At 68.7% G+C, this 23,246-nt stretch carries 12 protein-coding genes and 1 pseudogene; 1 reads left to right on the top strand and 12 read right to left on the bottom strand.

The window, feature by feature from the left end; translation table 11 throughout:
- Positions 1-11: 11 nt before the first annotated feature.
- The 10 genes from NJ1_RS18195 to NJ1_RS18150 all read right to left on the bottom strand — a co-directional run bounded on the left by NJ1_RS18195 (position 12) and on the right by NJ1_RS18150 (position 14,787).
- Entirely contained in the window at positions 12-1,916 is a 1,905-nt protein-coding gene (locus tag NJ1_RS18195) for a serine/threonine-protein kinase (protein WP_067695586.1), read from the bottom strand.
- Positions 1,913-3,799 (bottom strand): serine/threonine-protein kinase, encoded by a 1,887-nt coding sequence (locus NJ1_RS18190; RefSeq protein WP_067695583.1) that lies wholly within the window; start codon positions 3,797-3,799, stop codon positions 1,913-1,915. Before NJ1_RS18190 ends, NJ1_RS18195 begins: the two co-directional genes overlap by 4 nt.
- A gap of 43 nt (positions 3,800-3,842) precedes the next feature.
- Positions 3,843-5,027 (bottom strand): DUF7373 family lipoprotein, encoded by a 1,185-nt coding sequence (locus NJ1_RS18185; RefSeq protein WP_067695580.1) that lies wholly within the window; start codon positions 5,025-5,027, stop codon positions 3,843-3,845.
- Between the two features lie 138 nt (positions 5,028-5,165).
- Positions 5,166-6,530, bottom strand: a complete 1,365-nt coding sequence (locus tag NJ1_RS18180; RefSeq protein WP_067696055.1) for a flavin monoamine oxidase family protein — start codon at positions 6,528-6,530, stop codon at positions 5,166-5,168.
- Between the two features lie 173 nt (positions 6,531-6,703).
- On the bottom strand, positions 6,704-7,735 hold the full coding sequence (locus tag NJ1_RS18175; RefSeq protein ID WP_067695576.1) for an agmatine deiminase family protein: 1,032 nt from the start codon (positions 7,733-7,735) through the stop codon (positions 6,704-6,706).
- Positions 7,735-8,700 carry a nitrilase-related carbon-nitrogen hydrolase gene (locus NJ1_RS18170; protein WP_067695573.1) on the bottom strand — a complete coding sequence of 322 codons (966 nt, stop codon included), beginning with the start codon at positions 8,698-8,700 and terminating at the stop codon, positions 7,735-7,737. The genes NJ1_RS18175 and NJ1_RS18170 overlap by 1 nt, the downstream gene beginning before the upstream one ends.
- Positions 8,701-8,787: 87 nt before the next feature.
- On the bottom strand, positions 8,788-10,353 hold the full coding sequence (locus tag NJ1_RS18165) for an APC family permease (RefSeq protein ID WP_067695570.1): 1,566 nt from the start codon (positions 10,351-10,353) through the stop codon (positions 8,788-8,790).
- A 139-nt stretch (positions 10,354-10,492) separates the two neighbouring features.
- A complete protein-coding gene (locus tag NJ1_RS18160; protein WP_067695568.1) occupies positions 10,493-11,950 on the bottom strand; it encodes an NAD-dependent succinate-semialdehyde dehydrogenase in 1,458 nt (485 codons plus the stop codon).
- Between the two features lie 19 nt (positions 11,951-11,969).
- On the bottom strand, positions 11,970-13,310 hold the full coding sequence (gene gabT, locus NJ1_RS18155) for a 4-aminobutyrate--2-oxoglutarate transaminase (RefSeq protein WP_067695566.1): 1,341 nt from the start codon (positions 13,308-13,310) through the stop codon (positions 11,970-11,972).
- Between the two features lie 46 nt (positions 13,311-13,356).
- The gene (locus NJ1_RS18150; protein WP_067695563.1) at positions 13,357-14,787 is read right to left on the bottom strand and encodes an aminobutyraldehyde dehydrogenase; all 1,431 of its coding nucleotides are present in this window, start codon (positions 14,785-14,787) and stop codon (positions 13,357-13,359) included.
- A 161-nt stretch (positions 14,788-14,948) separates the two neighbouring features.
- On the opposite strand from NJ1_RS18150, the gene NJ1_RS18145 reads away from it, so the two are divergent.
- Positions 14,949-16,469, top strand: coding sequence for a PucR family transcriptional regulator (locus tag NJ1_RS18145; RefSeq protein ID WP_245717446.1), 1,521 nt, complete (start codon positions 14,949-14,951; stop codon positions 16,467-16,469).
- Between the two features lie 4 nt (positions 16,470-16,473).
- Here the strand turns inward: NJ1_RS18145 and NJ1_RS18140 are convergent, their stop codons facing one another.
- Together NJ1_RS18140 and NJ1_RS41180 are read right to left on the bottom strand one after the other, a co-directional pair.
- A complete protein-coding gene (locus NJ1_RS18140; RefSeq protein ID WP_245717445.1) occupies positions 16,474-19,614 on the bottom strand; it encodes an NAD-glutamate dehydrogenase domain-containing protein in 3,141 nt (1,046 codons plus the stop codon).
- 319 nt (positions 19,615-19,933) lie between these two features.
- Positions 19,934-20,884 (bottom strand): annotated as a pseudogene (locus tag NJ1_RS41180) (MinD/ParA family ATP-binding protein); the annotation flags it as partial.
- Positions 20,885-23,246 lie beyond the last annotated feature (2,362 nt).

Genomic DNA, 23,246 nt, shown 5'->3' with positions numbered 1-23,246 from the left:
TTCTCTTCGCGTCAGTGGGGCGGAAGTTTGCCGATCATGGAGGCGAGGACGGATTCCGCGATGGCGCAACGCTCTTCGAACGGCACGCTGTAGCTACCCACGGCGATCCCGAGCCGTTCTCCGCCGTCCTCGACCGGACGATAGTCATAGGTGCGGACGCACTCATTCCGGGCATCGGTTGTGGGAGCGAGGATCTGCACGCCGTTCCCGAGGTCGATCGTGCGCTGTTGCGATGGGTCTTTCGGACCTTCCGTCGCCGCGCTCACCCGAATGGTCGAGGAGCCTTCCCATTCGCAGGAGTGGGCGCTGATCGTTGACGGGGAGGCGGGCAGCGGGCCGATGCGGCTGTTCAGCAGATCCCGGTCGAGCAATGCGCACGGATCGACCCGGTCCAGCGAAATATTCGCGCTCGACATCGGCGGGGATTCGGGGCGAGTGACCAATCGGCTGAGCATGTACTCGGCCAACGGACAATCGGTCGTGTCGTACGAGCTGACAGATGGACCCCACTGTTGTTCCGTACCAGAGGATGCGATTCCCCGCTCACAGGAGGAGCTGTCTTTGCCTGCGAGCATCCGGATCTCGCCCACGTTGCGATCGATCGGAACGAAGTCCTTCAGGGAGGCGCCCGGTTCGAACGTGATCCGATGTTCTCCGGCGCGGATGTAGCACCCCCACGTGGAGGTCATTGTTCGGCTCCACTCCGATGTATCGGTGGGCCAGCTGCCGGCTATCTCCGCCGGAACAGTGGAACCGAGTGCTTCGTGGATCCACGCGCACGCGTCGGCCTTGCGCAATTCCGCGATCGTAGGTCCGGATGCCGCCGACGGCACCTGATCCTCGGTGCTCGCCACGATGCTCAGCGCCGCGAGAGTAGCCACGACCAGCGTTGCCACGCAGGCGAAAAAGATTCGTATCCGCTTGGCGCGGGACGCGCGACCGAGTCGCGCGGACACGGCTCGGGGGCTTCCGGTGGGCGGGTTCGCGCCGGGGCGCATTCTCTTCGTGCTCGACTCCGAAGTCGGTGTCACCGTGGCGCTCAGGCGCTGGGACAGTGCGTCGATGTCCTCGCGGATCGGATCCGGCCATGCGGTCGCGGGTTCCGGCGGCCGACTCAGATAGTCCAGGAGTTGGGCGGTGGTCGGCCGAGCCTGTGGATCCTTGTGCAGGCAGGCGACGATGAGCTCGCGCAACTCCGCTGGGACCGAGTCCATTTCGGGCTCGGCGTGTGCGATCTTGAACAGGGTGTACGCCAGGGACGGTGCGGTGAACGGGCCGGTTCCCGTGGCCGCCATCATCAGCAAAGAGCCCAGCGAGAAGATGTCGCTGGCGGAGGAAATTTCCTTTGCCAGCGCCTGTTCCGGTGACATGTACGCGGGAGAACCGAGCACCGAGCCGACTTCGGTGAGCCCGACGGTGCTATCGGTGGCCTGCGCGATGCCGAAGTCGATCACCCGGGGGCCATCGGCGGCGAGCAAGACATTGCTGGGCTTGAGATCTCGGTGGATCACGCCGCCGTCGTGGATGGCCCGCAGGGCGGACGCGAGGCCGACGGCGAGCATGCGCACCGCCGGCGCGGGCAGCGGGCCGTGCCGCTCCACGGCCACGTCGAGGGGCACTCCGGCGATGTAGAGCGAGGCCAGCCAGGGCTCCGGTCCATCGACGTCGAAATCGACGACCGGTGCGGTGAAGGCGCCCGAAACCCGGGTCGCCGCAGTGACTTCCCGGCGGAAGCGCATCCGGTAGTCCGCCTCGCCCAGCAGGTGCGGATGGACCTGTTTGACGGCGACGAGGCGGCCGTCGGGGCCCGCCCCGAGCAGTACCCGTCCCATGCCGCCGGCGCCCAGCACACCGAGGATCCGGTAGCGACCCACGTGTACGGGGTCGTTCGCCGTGAGCGGGTCGATGGTCGTCACTTCGGCAACTCGGAAACGGCGGCCGCGAATGCCTGTTCTGCGCGAAGACACGTGCCGTCGGCATAATCGAGCCCGGCAACGTTGATGGACATGATTTCGGCTTTGCTCCCGGCGGTCGGGCGACTCAGATAGCTGATTGTGCATGTCTGAAAAATGCGTACTGATTCGTTGGCGTCGACATAGGCGTCGACGCCTCCGATACGAACCTTCTTCGAATGGTTGACGCCGTTGTCCGGTCGCAGCCCCTCGCCGAGGAACACCGTCAGGTCGTAGTCGGCTCCCTCGAAGACGCAGGTGTGCGGAGTTTTCAAGGTTCGGATAGCGGGATCGCCGACCGCGGAGAGGGCGGCCTTCCGGTTCACCAGTGCACAGGGATCCACCTGGAGAATCGATTCTGAAGAAGTCTGCAGCAGAGGTGGATTGACCGCGAGCCGACGCACTACGGTGGTGAGTCCCTGCTCGACCCCAGGACAGGCGTTGCCGTCGGGTACCTCGGAGGAGAGCTCGATGGCGAGTGGCTCGACCCCCTGTGTGATGACGGCCCGTTCACAACTCGAGGTCTCCTTGCGATTCCCCAGCACCGGCATCCAGTCGATCAGATCGCCTGTGGTCTGCTTCCGCATCTTCGCCTCTGAGATCGAGCGTCCTATCTCGAGTTTGAACGTCAGCTCCTTCCCCGACGCGTCGGTGAGGTTGGCCTGACAGCTTTGGGGGCCGTCATACGGATCCGGCTCGGAGACTGTCTTTCCGAGTCCTTTGACGACCGTGTTCTTCATCAGCTCGCAGGCATCGACCAATCGAAGTTCCGCAGCTGTCAAGGACACCGTGGGGGTGGTCATGGCTGTGGCGTGACCGGACGTTCCAGCCCATTGATTCGCCACCACCGCTGAGCCGACCAGGAACAGGACTGCTGCGGCCGCAGCAGCGATTCTCTTGATCGTCCGTCGCTGCTGTTGCCGAGCAGCGTCGAGTTGAGCTCGATTGCGGGTGTCTCTCGCGGCCGATTCGATCCACCACTCGGCGTCCGCGCGATGCGTGACGACCAGTTCCGATATCTCCGCGGACCACACCGGCTCGGCGGAGATCGCACCGGCCGCGTCGAGAAGTTCGGCAGCGGTGGGGCGTCGCGCCGGGTCTTTGTCGAGGCACGCGTCGATGAGTTCACGCACGCCCGCTGGCGCACCGGTGGTGTCCGGCGTGGAATGCATGACGTTGTAGAGGATCTGCGGTGTCGAGTCACCGGCGAACGGGCTGGCACCCGTGGCGGCCATGGCGAGCATCGCGCCGACCGAGAACACGTCGGCCGCCGCGGTGGGTGGATGCCCCTCGGCCTGTTCCGGGGACATGAACGCGGGGGAGCCGATCATCGAACCGGTGAGGGTCAGCTTCGAATCGCCCTCGAGGGCGCGGGCGATGCCGAAATCGATCACCCGTGGGCCGTCGGGTGCGAGCAGAACATTCGCGGGCTTGAGATCTCGGTGCACCAGACCGGCTCGATCCAGCTCGAGCAGTGCCGACGCCAAACCGGTTGCCAGTAGGCGGAGCCCGCCCAGGTCCATGGGGCCGCATTCTCGCAGGACGGTATCCAGAGACGGGCCGGGAATGTATTCGGTGGCAAGCCAAGGGGTTTCGGACTCGGGATCGCTGTCCACGACGGCGGCGGTGTATGCCCCGGTCACCTGGCGGCAGAGGGCTACCTCCCGTTGGAAGCGAGCGCGGAACTCGGGGCTGCCCGCTATGTGCCGATGAATCTGCTTGACCGCCACCAGTCTTCCGGTCGGCGCCTGACCGAGGAGGACCCTTCCCATTCCGCCTTGGCCGACCGCCGCGACGAGGCGATAGCGTCCGAGCTGTCGTGGATCCTGGGAGCTCAGTGCCTTCACGCGATGTCCCCTGCTCGGTGGTCGGCGTTCTTCTCGGCCGTCCTCATGCGGCACTTGCTAACAGCGCGTATTGGGCAGCGGCCAATCGCCGCGCGTCGAGATCCTGATCGCTGTACACCTCCACGACGAACTCGCCGTGGGTGATGACACAGCGGAAGTGGCGTGCCGCAAGATTTCTCGTCGCGGTCTTGGTGGCTTGGTAGCAGCTCACGGACGTGTTCCCGGGTATGCCGGTCATCGATTGATAGTCGAAATCTGTTGTCCCAGAAGCGAGGTACTGTACGAATTGCTCGGACTTGCTGGCGTCGGCGAGTCGGAACAGATACTTGTTGTAGGACACGGCGATCGAGGTAACTCCGAGCGCCTGCAGGGCCTGCTCGTCCGCCATGGGGTTCCGGATGCCGATGCTGTACGCGTGCAACCTGTAGACGGCGAAGTTCCAGGCATCGGGGGAGTAGTCGCCGGTCTTGACGATCCGTGTCAGTAGTTTGTCGCTGTCCAGCTTGGCAGCGGGCAGGTCGGCGACCGGAGTCGGGACGAAGCCGTCCAGATTCGCGACTTGCTGCCGCAGGGTTCTGGTCACGATATCCACGAGTCGCCCCAGATCGGGATCCTTGGTCGTCGCGAGTACCCGGATCACCATAGATTTCGAGGCCATCCAGGTCCCCAGCGAGGATACTCCGGGCCGCCAGTGGCTCAGTGCCGTCGGATATGCGGTTACTGCCACCGGGGCATTGGCTTCGTTGACGGTGAAGTCGGCGCGCTCCATGTCGGCTGCTGCCGCCGCTGCCGTCTGCTCATCCGGCAGTTCGATCAGTGCCACCGACAGAAACCCCTCGGGGTTGTTGTCTTGTGCGTATGGCCGGTCCGCGGCGAGTGCGCTGTATCCGGCGATGACGTTGTACTTGTCGAGCGCGGATCGTTGTGCCCCCGACAGCGTGTCCGTCACGCCGCGATGATCGACGATCACCCCGCCGCCCCGGCCTGCCGTCAGTGTCGGCTCGATCGCTCCGCCGTACACGATCCGCTCACCCAGCCGGATCGACTCCGCCAGAATCCCGCGCGCCCGGCTGGGCGTCTCGTCGTAATCCCCATCGATCCGCTGGGTCGGATAATCCCCGAAAACCTGTTCCGCCCCACCGCTTTCGTCCCCACCGCACCCGGCGGGCACCAAGGCCGCCATCGCGATGAGCGCGACAACGACGACCCGGTGCAACCGGAAACGCATGTGCCCCCTCGTTCTCCCACGCCGGGGGTGAACGATGAAATATGACCCCCACCAGCCGCACAGCGGCCTCGGGGTCAACCTAGCATCAGAACGACATGCGTTCCATTTGGTTGACCCGAGGCCGGTGGGATGCGGGGCTCAGACCAGGCTGCGCTCGGCGATGATGGCGGCCGCTACGCGCCGGCCCATGCGAACCGCGCCGTCCACGTGTTGGAAGCCGTGGCCCGCCAGGTCGGAGCAGGAGAAGTGCATGGGGCCCACCGGGTCTCGGTGGTCGCGGCCGTAGCGGGTCATGCCGCCGAGGTCGAAGCTGACGCCGTAGGCGCCGCGGGTCCATTCCTCGGCGCCCCAGTCGGATTCGTAGTAGACGTCCGGGGTGGCGGCTTCGGGGCCGAGGTAGCGCACGAAGCAGTCGATGATGGCCGCTTTGCGCTCGGCGGGGGTCATCTCGAAGAGGGCGTCGGCTTGCTCGTGGGCGATGAAGCCGACGATGGCGCCGTTGTCCACGCCGTGGTTGGTGTTGTCGTAGACCTCCGACACGTAGTCGGTATCGCTGAAACCGGTTCCCGACAGGCCCTTTTCGCGCCAGAAGGGGGTGGGGTAGACGGCGTGCGCCTTGACCACGAAGCCGAAGGACATGTGCTGGTACATCTGGTGACGGCGGCGCGGCAGCGGCGGATCGAAACTGATGCAGGAGTACAGGTTCGGCGGAACGGCCAGGATCACGCGGGAGGCGTGGACCTCGAGGCCGCCGTCGGCGAAAACGGTGACCTCGTTGTCGGACCACTGGATTCGGCGGACCGGGGAGCTGAGGTGGACGTCGTCGCCGAGAGTGGCCGCCAGGCGCTGGGAGACCTGCTGCATGCCGCCGACCACGCGCTTGTCGAGCATGAAGGAGTCGGTGGCCAGCGCGGTGTAGGAACCCTGGGCGGCGGCCATGTGCAGGGCCTGGAGGGTGGAGAAGGTGTGCGCGGGCTTGGTCAGCATGGCGCCGGAGACGAAGAACGTCACCGTTTCGCGGGCGTACTCGTTGTCGGACTGCTGCTTCATCCATTCGCTGAACGACACCGAATCCAGTTCGGCGGCAAGGGGATGCGCCCAGGGCTGTTCCGCGCCGACCTCGGCGGCGAGACCGTCGAGCAAGGCGATCAGGCGATCGATCTCGGCGGCGGTGTCGGCGGGGGCGGGGAAGACGTCGCCCGTGAACTGCTGACGGGTGCCGTCGGCGGCCAGGTAGACCGATTCGCCGTCGCGGTAACGGGAGAACGTCTGCAGGCCGAGGTCGGCGACGAGTTCGAGGGCGGCGGTGTGGTGCGGGGACAGCCACTGGCCGCCGATCTCGATCATCGCGCCATCGATGTCGCCGGTCCAGGTGCGGCCGCCGACCCGGTCCCGGGCTTCCAGCACGGCCACGGTCAGGCCGGATTTCCGCAGTTCGGTGGCGGCGGTCAGACCTGACGGGCCGGCGCCGACGATCACGACGTCACGGGTGATGACAGTCACGAGAGCTCCTTGCTGAAGGCCGGGCTCCTGGTGATAACCCGGGGATTGCTGATTCCAGTATGTGTGTGCGAACACGAAGCCGCGCCCGCCGCCGTGGCCATTCGAACGGCCCCTCATTCGACAGTCCGGCGGGTGGGACGCCGTGCCGGTCGAATGGACCACGGTGAGCGCGATCAGGTGGTCGGGGTGGGCATGGGCTCGTTCTGGGTGATGCAGTGAATGCCGCCGCCGCGCGCGAAGATCTCGCGCGCGTCGACCGTCACGATGGTGCGTCCCGGATAGACCTCGGCCAGGACGGCCGCGGCCTCGGCGTCGTTGCGGTCGGCGAAGCCGCACAGGATCACCGCGCCGTTGCACACGTAGTGATTGATGTAGCTGTAGTCGACGAAGCCCTCCTCATCGCGCAGGGTGCGTGGGGCGGGAACCGGAATGACCTCGAAAGGCTTTCCAGCAGAATCTGTTTCGTCGGCAAGCTGACGCATGACCGCCTGGCTGACCGCATGATCGGGATGTGCGGGATCGCGCTGATCGTGCACCAGCGCCACGCCCGGCGACGGCAGCGCCGCGACGATGTCCGAGTGTCCCCGGGTGCCGAAGCGCTGCGAATCCCGCCACAGCCCGCGCGGCAGCCAGATCACCGTGTCCACGCCGATGGTGCGCCGCAGTTCGGCCTGCACCTCGGCCTTGCTCATACCGGGATTGCGGTACGGGTCCAGCTGGACGGTCTCGGTCACGATGACCGTGCCCGCTCCGTCCACCTGGATGCCGCCGCCCTCGTTCACGAGTTCAGAGTTCACGATCGGTACTCCGGCCGCGGCGGCGACCGCCCGGCCGATGTGCCGATCGTTGTCCCAGCGGGCCCAATCCTGTTGTCCCCAACCGTTGAACACCCAGTCCACGGCCGAGACCGAGCCGTCGTCGGCATGGACGAAGGTCGGTCCGATATCGCGCATCCAGGCGTCGTCGAGCGGGGCTTCGAGGATCTCGATCGCGCCGGACAGGGTGGCGCGGGCGACTTGCGCGTCGGCGGGATCCACGACCATGGTGACCGGTTCGAACTCGGCCACGGCGTGGGCCACCGCGGTCCATGCGGCGCGGGCCTCGGCCACCGATTCCGCGGTCTCGGTGATGGTGGACCCGGCGGGCGGGAACGCCATCCAGGTGCGGCGGTGCGCTTCGCCCTCCGCCCGCATCTGCCAGGTCATCACGCCCGCCCGTACGGGTGTTCGTGATCCACCGGTGCGGTGAGCCGGGCGTAGGTGTCGGGGCGGCGGGTGTCCAGGAACGGGAACAGTGCCAGCCAGTCACGGCGCTGATCGAGATCCAGATCGGCTACCAGCACGGCGGATTCGTCGCGCGGGGCCTGCACCAGGACGCGGCCGTACGGATCGGAGATGAAGGACGAGCCGTAGAAGGTGATCTCGCCCTCGTCGCCGTAGCGGTTGGGCACCACCATGAAGGTGCCGCTGGTGATGCCGTTGCCGACGATCACGTGCTGCCACAGCGGCTGGGTGTCGAAGGCCGGGAAGGACGGTTCGGAGCCGATGGCGGTCGGGTAGACGATCAGGTCGGCGCCGGCCAGCGAGTACATTCGGGCGACCTCCGGGAACCACTCGTCCCAGCAGGTCGGCATGCCGATCTTCACGTCACCGAGGTCGGCGTGGCCGTGCGGGCGGTAGGCCTCGTCGGTGGCCGGGCCGGCACGGAAGTAGGTGTCCTCGTAGTAACCGGCGCTGATCGGAATGTGCAGCTTGCGGGTGCGCCCGACGAGTTCTCCAGTGGGAGACACCAGGATCGCGGTGTTGAAGCCAAGGCCGTCGCCCTCGTCGGCGCGCTCGTACAGCGAGGCGTGCACGAACACGCCGTGCTCGACGGCGGCCTCGGCGGCGAAGGTGAAGGTGGGGCCCGAGGTCAGATCCTCCGCGTCGGCGCTCGGATTGTCGCCGCCGCGGACGAACGCCGGGTACTTGCTCAGCGTGATCTCGGGCAGGAACACCGCCTTCGCACCCAGTTCGGCCGCCTTGGCGATGCCCTCGGTCAATTCGGCGCGCACGGCCGCCGCGTCGTCCTGCCAGCGGTGCTGCACCAGGGCCACCCGCAGGGACGGGCGGACCGGGGCGTCGAGACGGGCGTGCGATACGGGCGGTTCGAAACAGGTGACGATATTCATGATTGCTCCTGACTTGCGTCGGGTTGGTGAGGAATCACGGATGGCCGCGTGGAAAGCGCTGCCGCGCACCGTGATTCGGAACCTGCGCTATGAATGTGAGGCCAGATGAGCGGCCGTTTCCGGCATCGGATCGCCCGATACCGCACGGGGCAGGGTCCTGCCCGTGAAGAACTCCGGATCCCGCCGGCGCTGGATCATCATGAGCACCGCACCCAGCACCAGAATGCCGAACCCCAAGTAGAACACCAGGCCGACGCCGAAGATCTCGGCGCCACTGCCCGTATCCGGATCGAGGCTCTCCGATACCGAGATCGTGAAGACGATCAGCAGCATCGCGCCGCCCAGCAGCGGGAACAGCAGCTTGAACAGGAAGTCGCGGGCCGAATCGAACCAGTGGCGACGGAAGTACCAGACCGCGGCGAACGCGGTGATCCCGTAGTACCAGCAGATCATGATGCCCAGCGCGGCGATCGTGTCGCGCAGCACGTGCTCGGACAGCAGCGCGGTCAGGGCGTAGAACGCACCCGCCACCACCGCGGCGACGGCGGTCGCGAAGCGCGGCACCCGATAGGTCGGGCTCACGGTGGAGAAGCGTTCCGGCAGCGCCCCGTAGGTGCCCATGGCGAGCATGGCGCGCGCCGCCGGAAGGAAGGTGGCCTGCAGGCTCGCGATGGTGGAGACCAGCACCGCCAGATACAGCAGCAACTGCCCGTTGCCGCCGAGGACTGGCTCGGACAGGGCGCCGAACACATTGTCGGCGTTCTCCGGATTGCCAAGTCCCACACCGGTATCGCCGACTCCGGCGTACCACATCAGCGAGACGGCCAGCAGCAGGTAGGTGCCCAGCACGGTCAGGATCGACAGCACTCCGGCGCGGCCCGGGGTGCGCTTGGGATCCTTGCACTCCTCACCGAGAGTCAGGGCGGTGTCCCAGCCCCAGTACAGGAATACCGAGCCGACCAGGCCCATGGCGAAGGCGCCCATGGTGATTCCGGTGAACGGGTCGAACCAGTCGATGTCGAAGCTCAGGCCGGAGGGGGCGTCACCGGCGAACACATGGGACAGCGCGACACCGGCGAACAGCAGCAGGACCGTGAGCTGGAAGCCGACCAGCACGTACTGCACCCATTCGCTCGAGGTGATGCCACGACTGGCGGCCCAGCCCGCGGCGGCCACGAAGGCCAGCGTCGTCACGATATTGATCAGCTTGTTCTCGCCCAGTCCGACGATGTACTCGGAGTTCACCAGCTTGCCGACGAACAGATAGAGGAACTCCGCCCCGACGGCGGCGATGTTCGCGAGCACGATCACCACCGCGATCACCGAACCCCAGCCGGCCATCCAGCCGACGTACGGACCGAGCGAGCGGGCCGACCACGTGAAAGAGGCGCCGCAGTCCGGGGTTTCGTGGCTGAACTCGCGATAGGCGTAGGCCGCCAGGAACATCGGGATGAATCCGGCGATCAGCAGCGCCGGCATCTTGAGGCCGACCGCGGCGACGATCAGACCCAGGCTGGCGGTCGTCGTATAGGCCGGGGCGATGGAGGCGATACTGAGAACGGCACCGGCCAGGACTCCGATCTTGTCGGCCGCCAGGCCTTTTCCGGACGGAGCAGACGGATCGGTCGTCCCCGGAGAATTCTGCACGAGCATCGTCGCTCCTCTTGCGTGGGTTCGGCGAGGGCGGGAGCGAACAGGGGCTCCCACCGTCGCCGCGCCGCGGTGGAGATACCGGCGGAGCCGGCTGGCACGAGATCCGGCGCAGGGGCCGGGGTGCCGGGGGTACATCGCCTCAGCGGGTGAGCGCGACGTATTTGGTGTCGAGGTACTCGTGAATTCCTTCCGAGCCACCCTCGCTGCCCAGACCCGACTGCTTGATGCCGCCGAACGGGGCCGCGGGATCGGAGACGACCCCGCGATTGACGCCGACCATGCCGGCCTCGAGGGCCTCGCTCACACGCAGGGCGCGATCGAGGTCTCGGGTGAAAAAGTATGCGGCCAAACCGAATTCGGTGTCATTGGCGGCGGCCACGACATCCTCCTCGGTATCGAAGCCGTAGATGGCCGCGACCGGGCCGAAGATCTCCTCGCGGTGCATACGGGCGGTGCGTGGCACCTCGTCGAGCACCGTCGGCTGGAAGAAGAAGCCCGGGCCCTCGATCGGCTTGCCACCGGTGCGGACGACCGCGCCGGCCGCGACCGCGTCGTCCACCAGGGCGGTGACGGTGGCGCGCTGGCGCTCGTTGATCAGCGGACCCAGATCCACCTCCGGGGCGTAGCCGGGTCCGACGCGCAGGGTGGCCAGCTTCTCGGCGAATCGGGCGGCGAACTCCTCGCGGATCGAATTGTGCACGTAGATACGGTTCGCCGCGGTGCACGCCTCGCCGCCGTTGCGCATCTTCGCGGCCAGCGCGCCGGTCAGCGCCAGGTCCAGATCGGCGTCCTCGAAGACGATGAACGGGGCGTTGCCGCCCAGCTCCATGGAGGTGCGCAGCACGTTCTCGGCGGCCTGGCGCAGCAGCAGCTTGCCCACCCGGGTGGAACCGGTGAAGGTCACCTTGCGCAGACGCGGATCGGCCAGCAGCGGTTCGGTGATGGCGGCGGCGTCGCTACCGGGGACAACGGACAGCACGCCGTCGGGCAGTCCGGCCTCGGCGAAGATCGCGGCCAGCATCAGCATGGTCAGCGGGGTGTCCTCGGCGGGCTTGACGATCACGGTGCATCCGGCGGCCAGCGCCGGGCCGATCTTGCGAGTTCCCATGGCCAGCGGGAAGTTCCACGGCGTGATGGCCAGCACCGGCCCGACCGGCTGCTGGGTGACCAGGATGCGGCCGGCGCCCCCGGGTGCGGTGGCGTTCCGCCCGCCGATGCGCACTGCCTCCTCGCTGAACCAGCGCAGGAACTCGCCGCCGTAGGCGACCTCGCCGCGGCTCTCGGCCACCGTCTTGCCCATTTCCAGGGTCATGAGCAGGGCGAGTTCCTCGGTGCGCTCGATCAGGATCTCCCAGGCGCGGCGCAGGATCGCCGCCCGCTCGCGCGCAGAGGTTGCGGCCCACGCGGATTGGACCCGGCAGGCCGAATCCAGGGCGCGCAGGGCATCGGCGCTGCCGCCGTCGGCCACCTCGGTGAGTACCTGACCGGTGGCCGGATCGGACACGGCGAAGGTGGCGCCGCCGCACGCGGGCGCGGCGGCTCCGTCGATCCACACACCGGTGGGGACGAGATCGCGGATGAAGTCGTATTCGGACACGTGAATTCCCTCGGATCGATCAGCCGGCGAGGTCGCCGATAGCGGTGCACAACACGGTCAGGGCCTCGTCGAGCAGGTCCTCGCCGATCACCAGCGGCGGCAGCAGACGGATCACATTGCCGAAGGTGCCGCAGGTGAGGGTGATGACGCCCTGTGCCAGGCAGCGGGCGGCGACGGCGGAGGTGAGGGCCGCGTCGGGCTCGCTCGTGCCCGGCTTCACGAACTCCAGCGCGAGCATCGCGCCGCGGCCGCGAATATCGCCGATGGCCGGAATCCGCTGTGCCAGTTCGCGGAAGCGGGCCGTGGCCAGCTCTTCGATGCGCCGGGCGCGGGCATTGAGATCGAGCTCGTCGATCGCGTCGATGGCGGCGAGCGCGGCGGCGCAGGCGACCGGATTGCCACCGTAGGTGCCGCCCAGGCCACCGGCGTGCACGGCATCCATGAGGTCCGCGCGGCCGGTGATGGCCGAGAGCGGCATACCGCCCGCGATGCCCTTGGCCATGGTGACGATGTCCGGGACCACGCCCTCGTGGTCGCAGGCGAACCACGCACCGGTGCGGGCGAAACCGGTCTGCACCTCGTCGGCTATGAACACCACGCCATTGGAGCGGGCCCAATCGGCAAGGGCCGGAAGGAATCCCGGTGCGGGGACGATGAAGCCGCCCTCACCCTGGATGGGCTCGATGATGATCGCCGCCACGGAGGTCGCGCCGATCTGCTTCTCGATCCGAGAGATCGCCTCGCGGGCCGCGGCCGCGCCGTCCCGGTCGCCGTCCCGGAACGGGTACGACATCGGCATGCGGTAGACCTCGGGGGCGAACGGGCCGAAATTCGCCTTGTAGGGCATGGCCTTCGCGGTCAGCGCCATGGTCAGGTTGGTGCGGCCGTGGTACGCGTGATCGAAGGCCACGACGGCCGGGCGGCCGGTGGCCAGGCGCGCCACCTTGATCGCGTTCTCGACCGCTTCCGCGCCGGAATTGAAAAGGACGCTGCGCTTCTCGTGATCGCCGGGGGTCACCGCGGCCAGCCGCTCGCAGACCTCCACATAACCCTCGTAGGGGGTGACCATGAAGCAGGTGTGTGTGAAGCGCTCGGCCTGATCACGGATCGCCGCGACTACTTTCGGGTGCGAAGCGCCGACGTTCGTGACCGCGATACCGGCCGCCAGATCGATGAGCGAATTGCCGTCCACGTCCACGATGACCCCGCCATCGGCGTCGGCGGCGTACACCGGAGCGGTGGAGCCGACGCCGGCCGCGACCGCGGCCTTGCGCCGGGCGGCCAGCTCCTGTGAACGCGGGCCCGGAAGTTCGGTCTGAAGCACCCGCTGCTGCGGAAGCCGATAGCTGATCTCGGTCATGAAAAAGTCCTCTGCGGAAGGGATTTCGAGTGAAGTGCGGCGACGCTCAGTCGTGCGCGCTCATCACGTGCTTGATGCGGGTGTAGTCCTCGACGCCGTAGGCGGACAGGTCCTTGCCGTAGCCCGACCGCTTGAAACCGCCGTGCGGCATCTCCGCGACCAGCGGGATGTGGCAGTTGACCCAGACCGCGCCGAAATCGAGCGCGGCCGAAACTCGCTGCACCACACCGTGATCACGGGTCCATACGCTGGAGGCAAGGCCGTAGTCCACATCGTTGGCCAGGCGGATCGCCTCGGCCTCGTCACGGAAGGGCTGCACGGTCAGGACCGGGCCGAAGGTCTCCTCCCGCACGATCGGATCGTCCTGGCGGACTCCGGTGATGAGGGTGGGTGCGAGCAGGAAACCCTTGTCGCCGAGACGATTACCGCCCGTGCGGATGGTGGCGTGCGGGGGCAGGGCGGCCAGCTTGCCCGTCACCGACTCGAAGTGGCGGATGTTGTTTAGCGGGCCGTAGGCGGCCTCGGTGTCGTCGGGCAGGCCCGGCTTCACCGTCCGGGCCTTCGCGAGCAGGGCCTCGACCAGGTCGTCGTGCACCGACTCGTGAACCAGGACACGGGTGGCGGCGGTGCAGTCCTGACCGGCGTTGAAGAAGGCGGCGTCGCCGATGCGGTCGGCGGCCAGGGCCAGGTCGGCATCGGCGAAGACCAGCAGCGGTGCGTTGCCGCCCAGCTCCAGGTGGGCGCGCTTGACCTGATGCGCGGCCGCGGTGGCCACCTCGATGCCCGCTCGCACCGAACCGGTGATGGCGACCATGTCCAGCGTCGGATGCGCCACCAGGGCGGCGCCGGTGCTCGCGGTGCCCAGCACCACGTTCAGCACGCCGTCGGGGAGGATGCCCCGGGTCAGCTCGGCCAGTTTCAGGGTGCTGCCGGGGGTGGTGTCGCTCGGCTTGAGCACCACGGTGTTTCCGGTCGCCAGGGCCGGGCCGATCTTCCAGATCGCCATCATCAGCGGGTAGTTCCAGGGTGTCACCTGGCCGATCACGCCGACCGGCTCGCGGCGCACATACGAGGTGAAACCCTCCATGTACTCACCGGCCGACTTGCCCTCGAGCAGGCGGGCGGCGCCGGCGAAGAAGCGCAGATGATCGGCGCCGGTGGCGACCTCCTCGGAGGCGACCAGGTGCTTGGGCTGGCCGGTCTCGCGGCACTGGGCCTCGACCAGAGCGTCGGAGTTCGCCTCGATGGCGTCGGCGATCTTCAGCAGGGCGGCCTGGCGCACGCTCGGAGTGGCGGCCTTCCACGCGGGGAAGGCGCGGGCGGCTGCGGCCACGGCGGCATCGACATCGGACTGGCCGGAGATGGGGCTGTGCCCGGTCACCGACTCGTCCACGGGGCTGATCAGCTCGAACGACTCCGCGGCGGTGGCCTCGACGAAATGGCCGTCGATGTAGTTGCGAAGCATCTGCGTCGTCATGTCTGCCCGTTCTCGTTCGGTGTGGTGGCGCTGACTTGCCAGCGGTGAAGGTCCTGACTCGAATGTCAGTGTGCTGCGGGACACATCTGTGCGCACCTGCCGGATCGGAGTGGCGATAGGGTGTGGATTCACCGATTCGTCCAATTAGCTGGTGAGGTGCCGTGAGCGCGGGAATTCCGGTCCGATGGGTGCTGTCCCAACCCGAACTCGGGTTGGTGCTGAAGGGCGGTGGTACCGGGCTGAGTCGCGAGATCACGCTCGCGCTCACCTCCGATCTCACCGAACCACAGCAGTGGCTCTCCGGCGGGGAACTGCTGCTCACCACCGGCATGGGGTTGCCGCTCAGTCGCCCCGACCGTGCGAGATACCTCGAAGACCTCGACGCGGTCGGCGTGGCGGCGGTCGGGTTCGGGATCGGGCTCTCACACGAGAGCATTCCCGAGGACCTGATCGAGGCGGCCGACCGGCTCGGGCTGCCGCTGTTCGAGGTGCCGCTGCCGACGCCGTTCGCGGTGATCGCCAAGAAGGTGATGCAGCGGGTCGCGGAACAGGAGTACGAGAAGGTGCTGCGGGCTTCGCGGTCGCAGCCGCGGATGACCCGGGCGGCCATCCAGGGGGTGCGGGCGGTCATCAAGGAGCTGTCGGCGGCCCTGTCGGCGACGGTGATCGTGGTCGGGCCGGACGGGGAGATGACCGAAACGCATCCCGGACGGGTGCCGTCCGAGGTGGCCGAGCGGATCGCGGAATTCCAAGGCCGGGGCGAGGCGCTCAGCGGTGGCATTCACACCGCGTCCGGTGCATCCATCGCGGTGCAGGCGATCACGGCCGGGCACACGGTCTACGGGCAGCTCGCGGTGGTGACCGCGACGGCACTCGGGCCGGTCGATCAGGTGCTGCTCGGGCACGCCAGTTCATTGCTCGCGCTCGACTTCGAGAAGCCCGCGCGCCTGCGAATCGCACAGAACCGCCTGAACACTCAGGCGCTGGCCATGCTGATGGGGGAGGCGCTCGATCCGGATGCGGTGTGGCAGCACCTGACTCCCGCCGCCGATCGGTCCGGGCGGGTGCGCGCGCTGGCATTGCGTTGCCCGTCACCGGATGTCGCGGAGCAGGTGGTAGAGGCCGTCGACGAGCAGTTGCGGACTCGGGATCGGCAGTTGTACGCGCATGTGGTGGGTGCGCACGCGGTGGTGCTGCTGGCCGGGGGCGACGACGAGGATGCGGCCGAACAGCTGCTCAGGTCGGTACCCGAGGAGGTGCGTGCCGGGCTGCGGGTCGGGCTCAGCGCGCCACATGCGTTGCGGCGCTTCACCTCCGCGATCGAACATGCCGAGCTGGCGGCGTCCGCCGCACTGCCGGGGGCGGGGCCGCTGGAACTCTCGGCCCTCGCCGGACACGCACTGCTGACCTTTCCCGAAGCGCGGCGAGTGCTGAGCGCGGTGTCGGACGCCATGCTGCAACCGCTCGCCGATTACGACGAGCGGCACGGCACCGACCTGATCGCTTCGCTGCGGGCCTATCTCGAGGCGAACGGGCAGTGGGAAGCCGCGGCGACGGCGCTGGGTGTGCACCGTCATACGCTGCGCACCCGGGTCGCCAAGATCGAGACGGTGCTGGGGTGCCGGCTGGATACCGCACGGGTGCGGGCCGAGCTGCTGCTGGCGGTCATCGCCCGCCGGTAGGCCGTTATCGGCGGGCGGTGACGCGGCCCGCCTCGGAGAGCTCGGCGTTCACCACGCAGACCCGGGCGATGTCCACCGAGGCTGAACGGCGCAGGCGGGCAACCGATTCCAGGAGTCGAGTGGCGGCGGGGGTGGTGCTCCAGGCGGTCACCAGCTCACGTGCGGAGTCCTCGGGGCCCGCGTCGGTGAGGACCGCCGCGGTCAGGGTGTGCCAGCGGGAGTGGAGTTCGTCGGCGAGGACCGCCGCGGCCATGGTCTCCCAGTGGTCGGAGGTGGTGATCTCGGTGAAAGCGGTTGCGAGCCAGTCGAGTCCGATCAGCTCGCCGAGTTCTCGGTAGGTCTGGGCGACGAGCGGGACGGGCAGGCCGGTGGTGCGGGCGGTATCGCTCAGCGGGAGGGTCTGGGCGAGCAGGCGCAGGTTGGCACGGTCTCGGCTCGAATGGCCGCCGGGGCGGGGGAGGGCCGCGAGGAGTTCGGCGGCGGCGGGGGCGTAGCGGTCGATCTCACTCGACCAGGAATCGCCGCCGTGGTGGGTGAGCAGCCAGGCGGTGGCCTGTTCGACGGCGTCCTGAATGCCGTTGAGCACGCCCATGCGGACCTGCGGGGTGACGCCGGGAAGAGTGAGGGCCTCGCGCCAGGTGCGGTCGATATCGAGCACCGTGTGCACGACGGCGCAGGCAGGCACGATCTGCGGGGTGCCCGCGCCGAGCCGTTCCTCCAGGCGGTGGATCATGCCGGGGCCGACCCGATTGATCACCTGATTCGCGGCGGCCACGGCGACGATTTCGCGGCTCACCGGGTGGGCGCGGAGCGGGTCGTCACCCAGGGCCGCGCGGATCCGGTCGGGGAAGTAGCCGAACAGGGCTCCGGACAGCACCTCATCGTCGATGGCGTTCGAGGCGAGCAGCTCGTCTCGGACCAGGTTCTTGGACATGGCGAGCAGGACCGCGATCTCGGGCCGGGTCAGACCCTTTCCGGCTCGGCGGCGGGCGGTGAGTTCCGCTGCGGTGGGCAGGAATTCGGTGCCGCGGTCGATTCCCGCGTGCTGTTCCAGATTCTCGATCAGGCGGCCGTGGCGGTCGATCAGGAACGGGGCGTGCGCCTCTGCGAGGCTGATGGCCAGGGCCTGGCGGTCGCAGTCGGCCAGGACGGCGGCGACCACGTCGCCGGTACAGTCCGCGAGCAGGAGATCACGCTCGGAGGTGGGGAGGGAACCGGCGGCCAGCGCGATCTTGAGATTCACCTCTCGATCCGAAATGGCAACTCCCGCAGCATTATCGATGAAGTCGGCGTTGACTCGGCCGCCCGCGACCGCGAATTCGATGCGGGCGCGCTGGGTGAGGCCGAGATTGCCGCCCTCGCCGATGACGCGGCAGCGCAGGCGGTCGGCGGGGATGCGCACCTCGTCGTTCGCCGGATCCGCCACCTGGGTGTCCGGCTCGTGCGCGCCGCGCACATAGGTGCCGATGCCGCCGTTGAACAGCAGGTCCACCTCGATGCTCAGAATCGCTCGAACGAGCTCGGGCGCGGGCAATTTCGTGGCGGTGATGCCCAGTCGGCGTCGCACCTGCGGCGACAGGGGAACCGACTTGGCGGTGCGCGGCCATACGCCGCCGCCCTCGGAGATCAGCTCGCGGTCGTAGTCCGCCCAGCTGCTGCGATCCAGATCGGCCAGGCGCTGTCGTTCCTTGTGCGACAGCACGGGATCCGGATCGGGATCCAGGAAGATGTGCCGGTGATCGAAGGCTGCCACCAGCAGGATGCGATCGGTTTCGAGCATGCCGTTGCCGAATACGTCGCCGGACATGTCGCCTATGCCCGCCACGGTGAATTGTTGTGTGTCGGAGTCGATTCCCAGCTCGGCCAGATGCTGACGGATCGAGCACCAGGCGCCGCGTGCGGTGATGCCGAGGGCCTTGTGGTCGTAGCCGGTCGAGCCGCCCGAGGCGAAGGCGTCACCCAGCCAGAAGCCGCGGGCCACCGCGATGCCGTTCGCGCGATCGGAGAATCGGGCGGTGCCCTTGTCGGCGGCGACCACCAGGTAGGGGTCGCTCTCGTCGTGCACCACGGTGTACGGGGGTGGGACGATCACGCCGTCGACGAGGTTGTCGGTGACATCCAGCAGGCCGCCGACGAAGGCCGCGTAGGCGTGTTCCACTGCGGCCGGATCGGAGCCGGAGCGCGAAACGAACGCACCCTTCGCCCCGGTCGGCACGATCACGGCGTTCTTGACCGTCTGGGTCTTCATGAGTCCGAGGACCTCGGTGCGGAAATCGTCCACCCGGTCGGACCAGCGCAGCCCGCCGCGAGCGATGGCTCCGCCGCGGACATGGCTGCCTTCCACATGTGCCGCGTGAACGAAGATTTCGCGATGCGGGGTGACCGGAGCGGTGACGGACAGCCGGGACGGGTCCACCTTGAACGCGGCGACCGTACGGCCCGGCTGGTACCAGTTGGTGCGCAGCACCGCCGTGCAGAACGTGTGCAGGCCGCGCAGCAGTTGATCCTCGGGCAGCGTTGCCGCGGCCTCCAGCCGGCTCAGCAGCTCCGCGTCGGCGGCGGAGATCACCTCGACGCGCGACTCGCTGAGCGCTGCGTGTTCGGGACCGCTGGAGTCGAATTCGGTGTGGTCGTCGAGAGCGGGATCGAACCGGGCGTGGAACAGCCGGACGAACGCGCGCACGAATGACGGATGGGCGGTGAGGATCTCGGTGACCGTGGTCTCGCTGAGCCGGAGTCCGACCTGGCGTAGATAGCGGCTCGCCGCACGAACCAGCACGGTGTCCTGCCACGACAGCTCGGCGGCGCCGATCAGGCCGATGAAGCCGTCGACCTCGACCTCACCGGACACGGCGGCCAGGAACGCCGCCGAGATCAGGTCCCCGGTCGCCTCCCGCATCGGGAAAGCCGTGGGGCGGAACGCGAACCGGTGTTCGGCCTCGTCGCCCCGCGAGCTCACCTCGTGCGTGGTGACATGCAACCCCAGTGCGGAGAACACCTGGATCAGCTCGGTCAACTGCGGCGGCGTTCCCCGCCACACCAGCCGGGCGCTCGGCGGTTCTTCCGCAACCCCATCGAACTCGAGTCGTGGGACGGCGTGAACCGGCTGCTCGTCCAGCATGCCGGTGCCTGCTCCGCGGTGCATCAGCTCAACTCCCTGCGCGTGATCGGTCTGTCCGCAGCAAATCTGCCGCACGGAGACCCACGCCACACTGGCCGAACCGGCGTGCCTCGTACGCCCGAACCCGCCGTCCTGTCCATTGCCGCATCACCGCCCTCGGCCCGACGCCGGCGCAGGACCGGCGCGGTGTGGGAGGGCTCATGTGCGCCGAATACGAAAACCCCTGCTCGGACCGGTCCAAAGCCGGTCCGAGCAGGGGACTCCGATCGTACTTGCGCGGCCGCCCCCACAGAGTCGATTGGCCGGTTCGGCCGCGTGGCGGGCGCGGCCGAGGCCTCGGGTCTCAGCCGCGGTGGCGGCGGTGGTCGGTGGCGAAGTCGTCGGCGACGGTGGCGGCGAGTTCCACATAGGCGCGTTTGGTGGCCTTGTTGAGGCCGTGCAGGTCGATTTCCGCGCCTTCGCCGAGGTGTTCGTCGTACGGGATGATGTGGACCGCGCGGCAGCGGGACAGGAAGTAGTCGCGCAGCTGGTTGATGCCCACGTGGGGGGAGCCGGGGCGAGGGAGGTTGATCACGACTACGGCGTTGCGGACCAGGTGGTCGTGGCCGTGCAGGGACAACCAGTCCAGGGTGGCGGCGGCGCTGCGGGCGCCGTCGATCGCCGAGGACGAGATGAGGACCAGGGAGTGGGCCAGGTCCAGGACCCCGGCCATGGCCGAATGCATCAGGCCCGTACCGCAGTCGGTGAGGATGATGTTGTAGAAGCGCTGCAGGATGCGGGCGACGGCGCGGTACTCGTCCTCGCTGAACGCTTCCGACATGGCCGGGTCGCGTTCGCTCGCAAGCACTTCCAGGCGGCTGCTGCCCTGGGAGGTGTGCCGGCGGACGTCGGAGTAGCGCTGGATCTCGCTGTCCAGCAGCAGGTCTCGCACGGTGGAGCGGGTCTGCAGCGGGACGCGCTGGGACAGCGTGCCGAAGTCCGGGTTGGCGTCGACCGCGACCACGCGGTCGCCGCGGATGGAGGAGAAGGTCGATCCCAGACCCATGGTGGTGGTGGTCTTGCCGACGCCGCCCTTGAGGGACAGCACCGCGATTCGGTAGTCGCCGCGAACGGGCTGCCGGATCCTGGCGACCAGCTCCTGCAGTCGGCGTTCCTCGGCGGACATGCCCGGGTTGATCGCGCCGCCCGATATGTGGTGAACGGCCTTGCGCCACCCGGAACCGGCCGGTTTGGAGGCGCGGCGGTGGAGCGGGACGTCATCCAGCGACGGCATCGGGTTTCCGGGGGCGGCCGGACCGCCCGGGTATCCGCCCTGCGGTCCCTGAGGGCCCCAGTTGCCTTGTCCGCCTTGCTGTCCCGCGTAATTTTGCGGTGCCTGGTTCGCCCAGTTTCCGCCCTGCTGGTCTGCGTGGCCCGGCGCGGCTCGGTTGCCCCATCCGGCCTGCTGAGCCCACGCGGCCTGTTCCGCGCCGGCCTGATGTTCCGGGCCGCCGTCGACCATCGGTGAGTTGTTCGGACCGGACTGGGCCGGACCGTCACCATTCGGTTGCCCCGAAAGCTCACTGCCCGGTTGGCCGGACCGGTCACCCGGGACCTGGCCGTCGCCACCGACCTGCCCCGGGCCACCGATCGGTTGCCGCGTCCCGCCGCCGAGAGGCCTGCCCGCACCGAGGGGCTGTGCGGGTCCGCTGCCGAGAGGCTGTGCGCCGGTGCCCATGACCTGGCCGGGTGCCCCGACTGCCGGGCCCGGCCGATGGGGCGGGTTGTCGAAGGACCGCGTCGGCGTGCCCTCGCCCGAGGGCCCCGGGGCCGGGAAGTGGCCGTGCATCGACTGCGGGGAATGCGGCCCGGGTCGCTTCGAATCCGTCTGCGGCGCGGTGGATCCGGAGTCGGACTCGGGTCGAGGTGCGAACGGACCCGGCGTCGAACCGGACTGCGAGGAGAACGGCTCCGTCGCGGGATTCGGGTGCGCGGCGGAGGGGCCGGTTGTCGGATTCGGCTGTTGCGCAGGGGAAGCGGTGCCCAGGCTGCGGTCCGTCGTTGCCGAGGGGTCCGTGGTCGCCGACGCCGATGCCGGGACGACCGGCGCACCCGGTTGTGGGCGTCCGGAAGTCGAAACCGGGGGCGTGGTCGGGGACTGTGGCGGGGCGAAAGGACCGGCGGCCGGGGGCTGATGCGGCGCGAACCGGCCCGATTGCGAGTTCTGTTGCGGTGCCGAGGATCCCGAGGGGAACTCCGCGTTCGGTGCGAACGAGGGTGGTTGCGAACCCTGCTGCGGTGCGAAGGGGGGCGCTTGCTGCGGCGCGAAGGGACCCGACTGGGGTGCCTGCGGCGGGGCGAAGGGGCCCGACTGGGGGGCCTGCTGTGGTGGGACCGGTCCGTTGGGCGGGGCCGGCCGGCGCGGGGCGTTCGGGATCGGGGGGAGGGCGCCGTGGGTCGCCGGGGGCTGGGCAGGTGGGGCCGTCCAGCGATTCTCGGCGGCGGGGGCCTGCGGTGTGGGGGAGTTCTGGGCCGGGGGTGGGGTGCTGCGCGGACCGTACGGGCTCGACCATGAATTGGTCTGCGGCGAAACGGGTCCCGGTGTTTGCGCCGGATAGCGCGGCTGCATGGGCAGCGGCACGTCCAGGGCGCGGTGGCGACCGGTGTCGATGGGCTGACCCGCATTGTCCGGTCCGCCCTCCGCGGCGGGCCGGACCGCGTCGGCATCCGTCGAGTCTTCGCGGCCGGGGCCGACCCGCTGACCCTCGTCGACGGAGTCGGCGGGCGTGTTCGTTCGGGGAGAGTCGGCCGGGCGGTCCTGGGTGGCTGACTTCCGGTCGGCGGCTGGGCTGTTCGTCGCAGCCGTGGCCGGGGCTGCCAGTGTGGGCGTTGCCGGGACCGCGGGCGTGGCCGGGACCGCGGGCGTGGCCGGGACCGCCGGGAAAGAGTCGGTTCCCGGTACGGGGAGGACCGCGCCGAGGGGGTCGTTTCCGGCTGCGCCGAGCAGCGGGTCGAGAGTGTCGCCGGGGGTGGGATCGTACGGGCGGCGGACCGGAGGGCCCTGGGGAATCGGGCCGGACGCTCCGATCGGCTCGTCGAGGTACTGCGTGGACGGGCCCTGATCGATCGGTGCCGAAGTCTGGTCGCTGTCCGCGGATGACTTCGATTCCGTTGCGGAGGAACCGCTTTCGATCGGCTCTGCCGTGTCGGGTGTTGTCGCGCCCGGTGCGGGTGAGAGGGGGATGCGCGTCGTCTGCTCGAACGCGGGGTCCGCCGCGGGCTGCGACTCCGCGCTCGCCGGAGTGGGTTCGGTGCTCGGCGGCGTGCCGTGCTGCTCGGTCCCCGGGATCGGTGACAGGCGCGGAAGTGGTTGCTGCGCAACAGAGTGCGGAGAGTCGGGAATCGAGCGTCCCTGCTGCGGCGCGGCGCTCTCGGGCGCCTGCGGCAGATCGGGGCGAGTGTTCGGCTTCGGTGCGGGCGGCAGGTCGGGATTGCCCGACGACTTCGGTGCGGGCGGCAGATCGGGCCGCGCGGAATTCTGCGGCGACGGCGGCAGATCGGGTCGCGGCGGCGCGGGAGGCAGATCCGGCCGTGCCGTGGACCGCGGTGAGGGCGGCAGGTCCGGGCGCGAAGCCGACGGCGGCACGGATGGCAGGTCCGGGCGCGAGGCCGACGGC

The organism is Nocardia jejuensis NBRC 103114, from assembly GCF_001613145.1.
In the GTDB taxonomy this organism is placed as follows: Bacteria; Actinomycetota; Actinomycetes; order Mycobacteriales; family Mycobacteriaceae; genus Nocardia; species Nocardia jejuensis.
This window is presented reverse-complemented; position numbering and strand designations above follow the sequence as displayed.

Excerpts from the sequence above, each read along its gene's own strand:
- NJ1_RS18185 (WP_067695580.1), bottom strand. The coding sequence starts at position 5,027 with ATGCGTTTCCGGTTGCACCGGGTCGTCGTTGTCGCGCTCATCGCGATG.
- NJ1_RS18175 (WP_067695576.1), bottom strand. The coding sequence starts at position 7,735 with ATGACCTGGCAGATGCGGGCGGAGGGCGAAGCGCACCGCCGCACCTGG.
- NJ1_RS18170 (WP_067695573.1), bottom strand. The coding sequence starts at position 8,700 with ATGAATATCGTCACCTGTTTCGAACCGCCCGTATCGCACGCCCGTCTC.
- NJ1_RS18165 (WP_067695570.1), bottom strand. The coding sequence starts at position 10,353 with ATGCTCGTGCAGAATTCTCCGGGGACGACCGATCCGTCTGCTCCGTCC.
- gabT (WP_067695566.1), bottom strand. The coding sequence starts at position 13,310 with ATGACCGAGATCAGCTATCGGCTTCCGCAGCAGCGGGTGCTTCAGACC.
- NJ1_RS18150 (WP_067695563.1), bottom strand. The coding sequence starts at position 14,787 with ATGACGACGCAGATGCTTCGCAACTACATCGACGGCCATTTCGTCGAG.
- NJ1_RS18140 (WP_245717445.1), bottom strand. The coding sequence starts at position 19,614 with ATGCACCGCGGAGCAGGCACCGGCATGCTGGACGAGCAGCCGGTTCAC.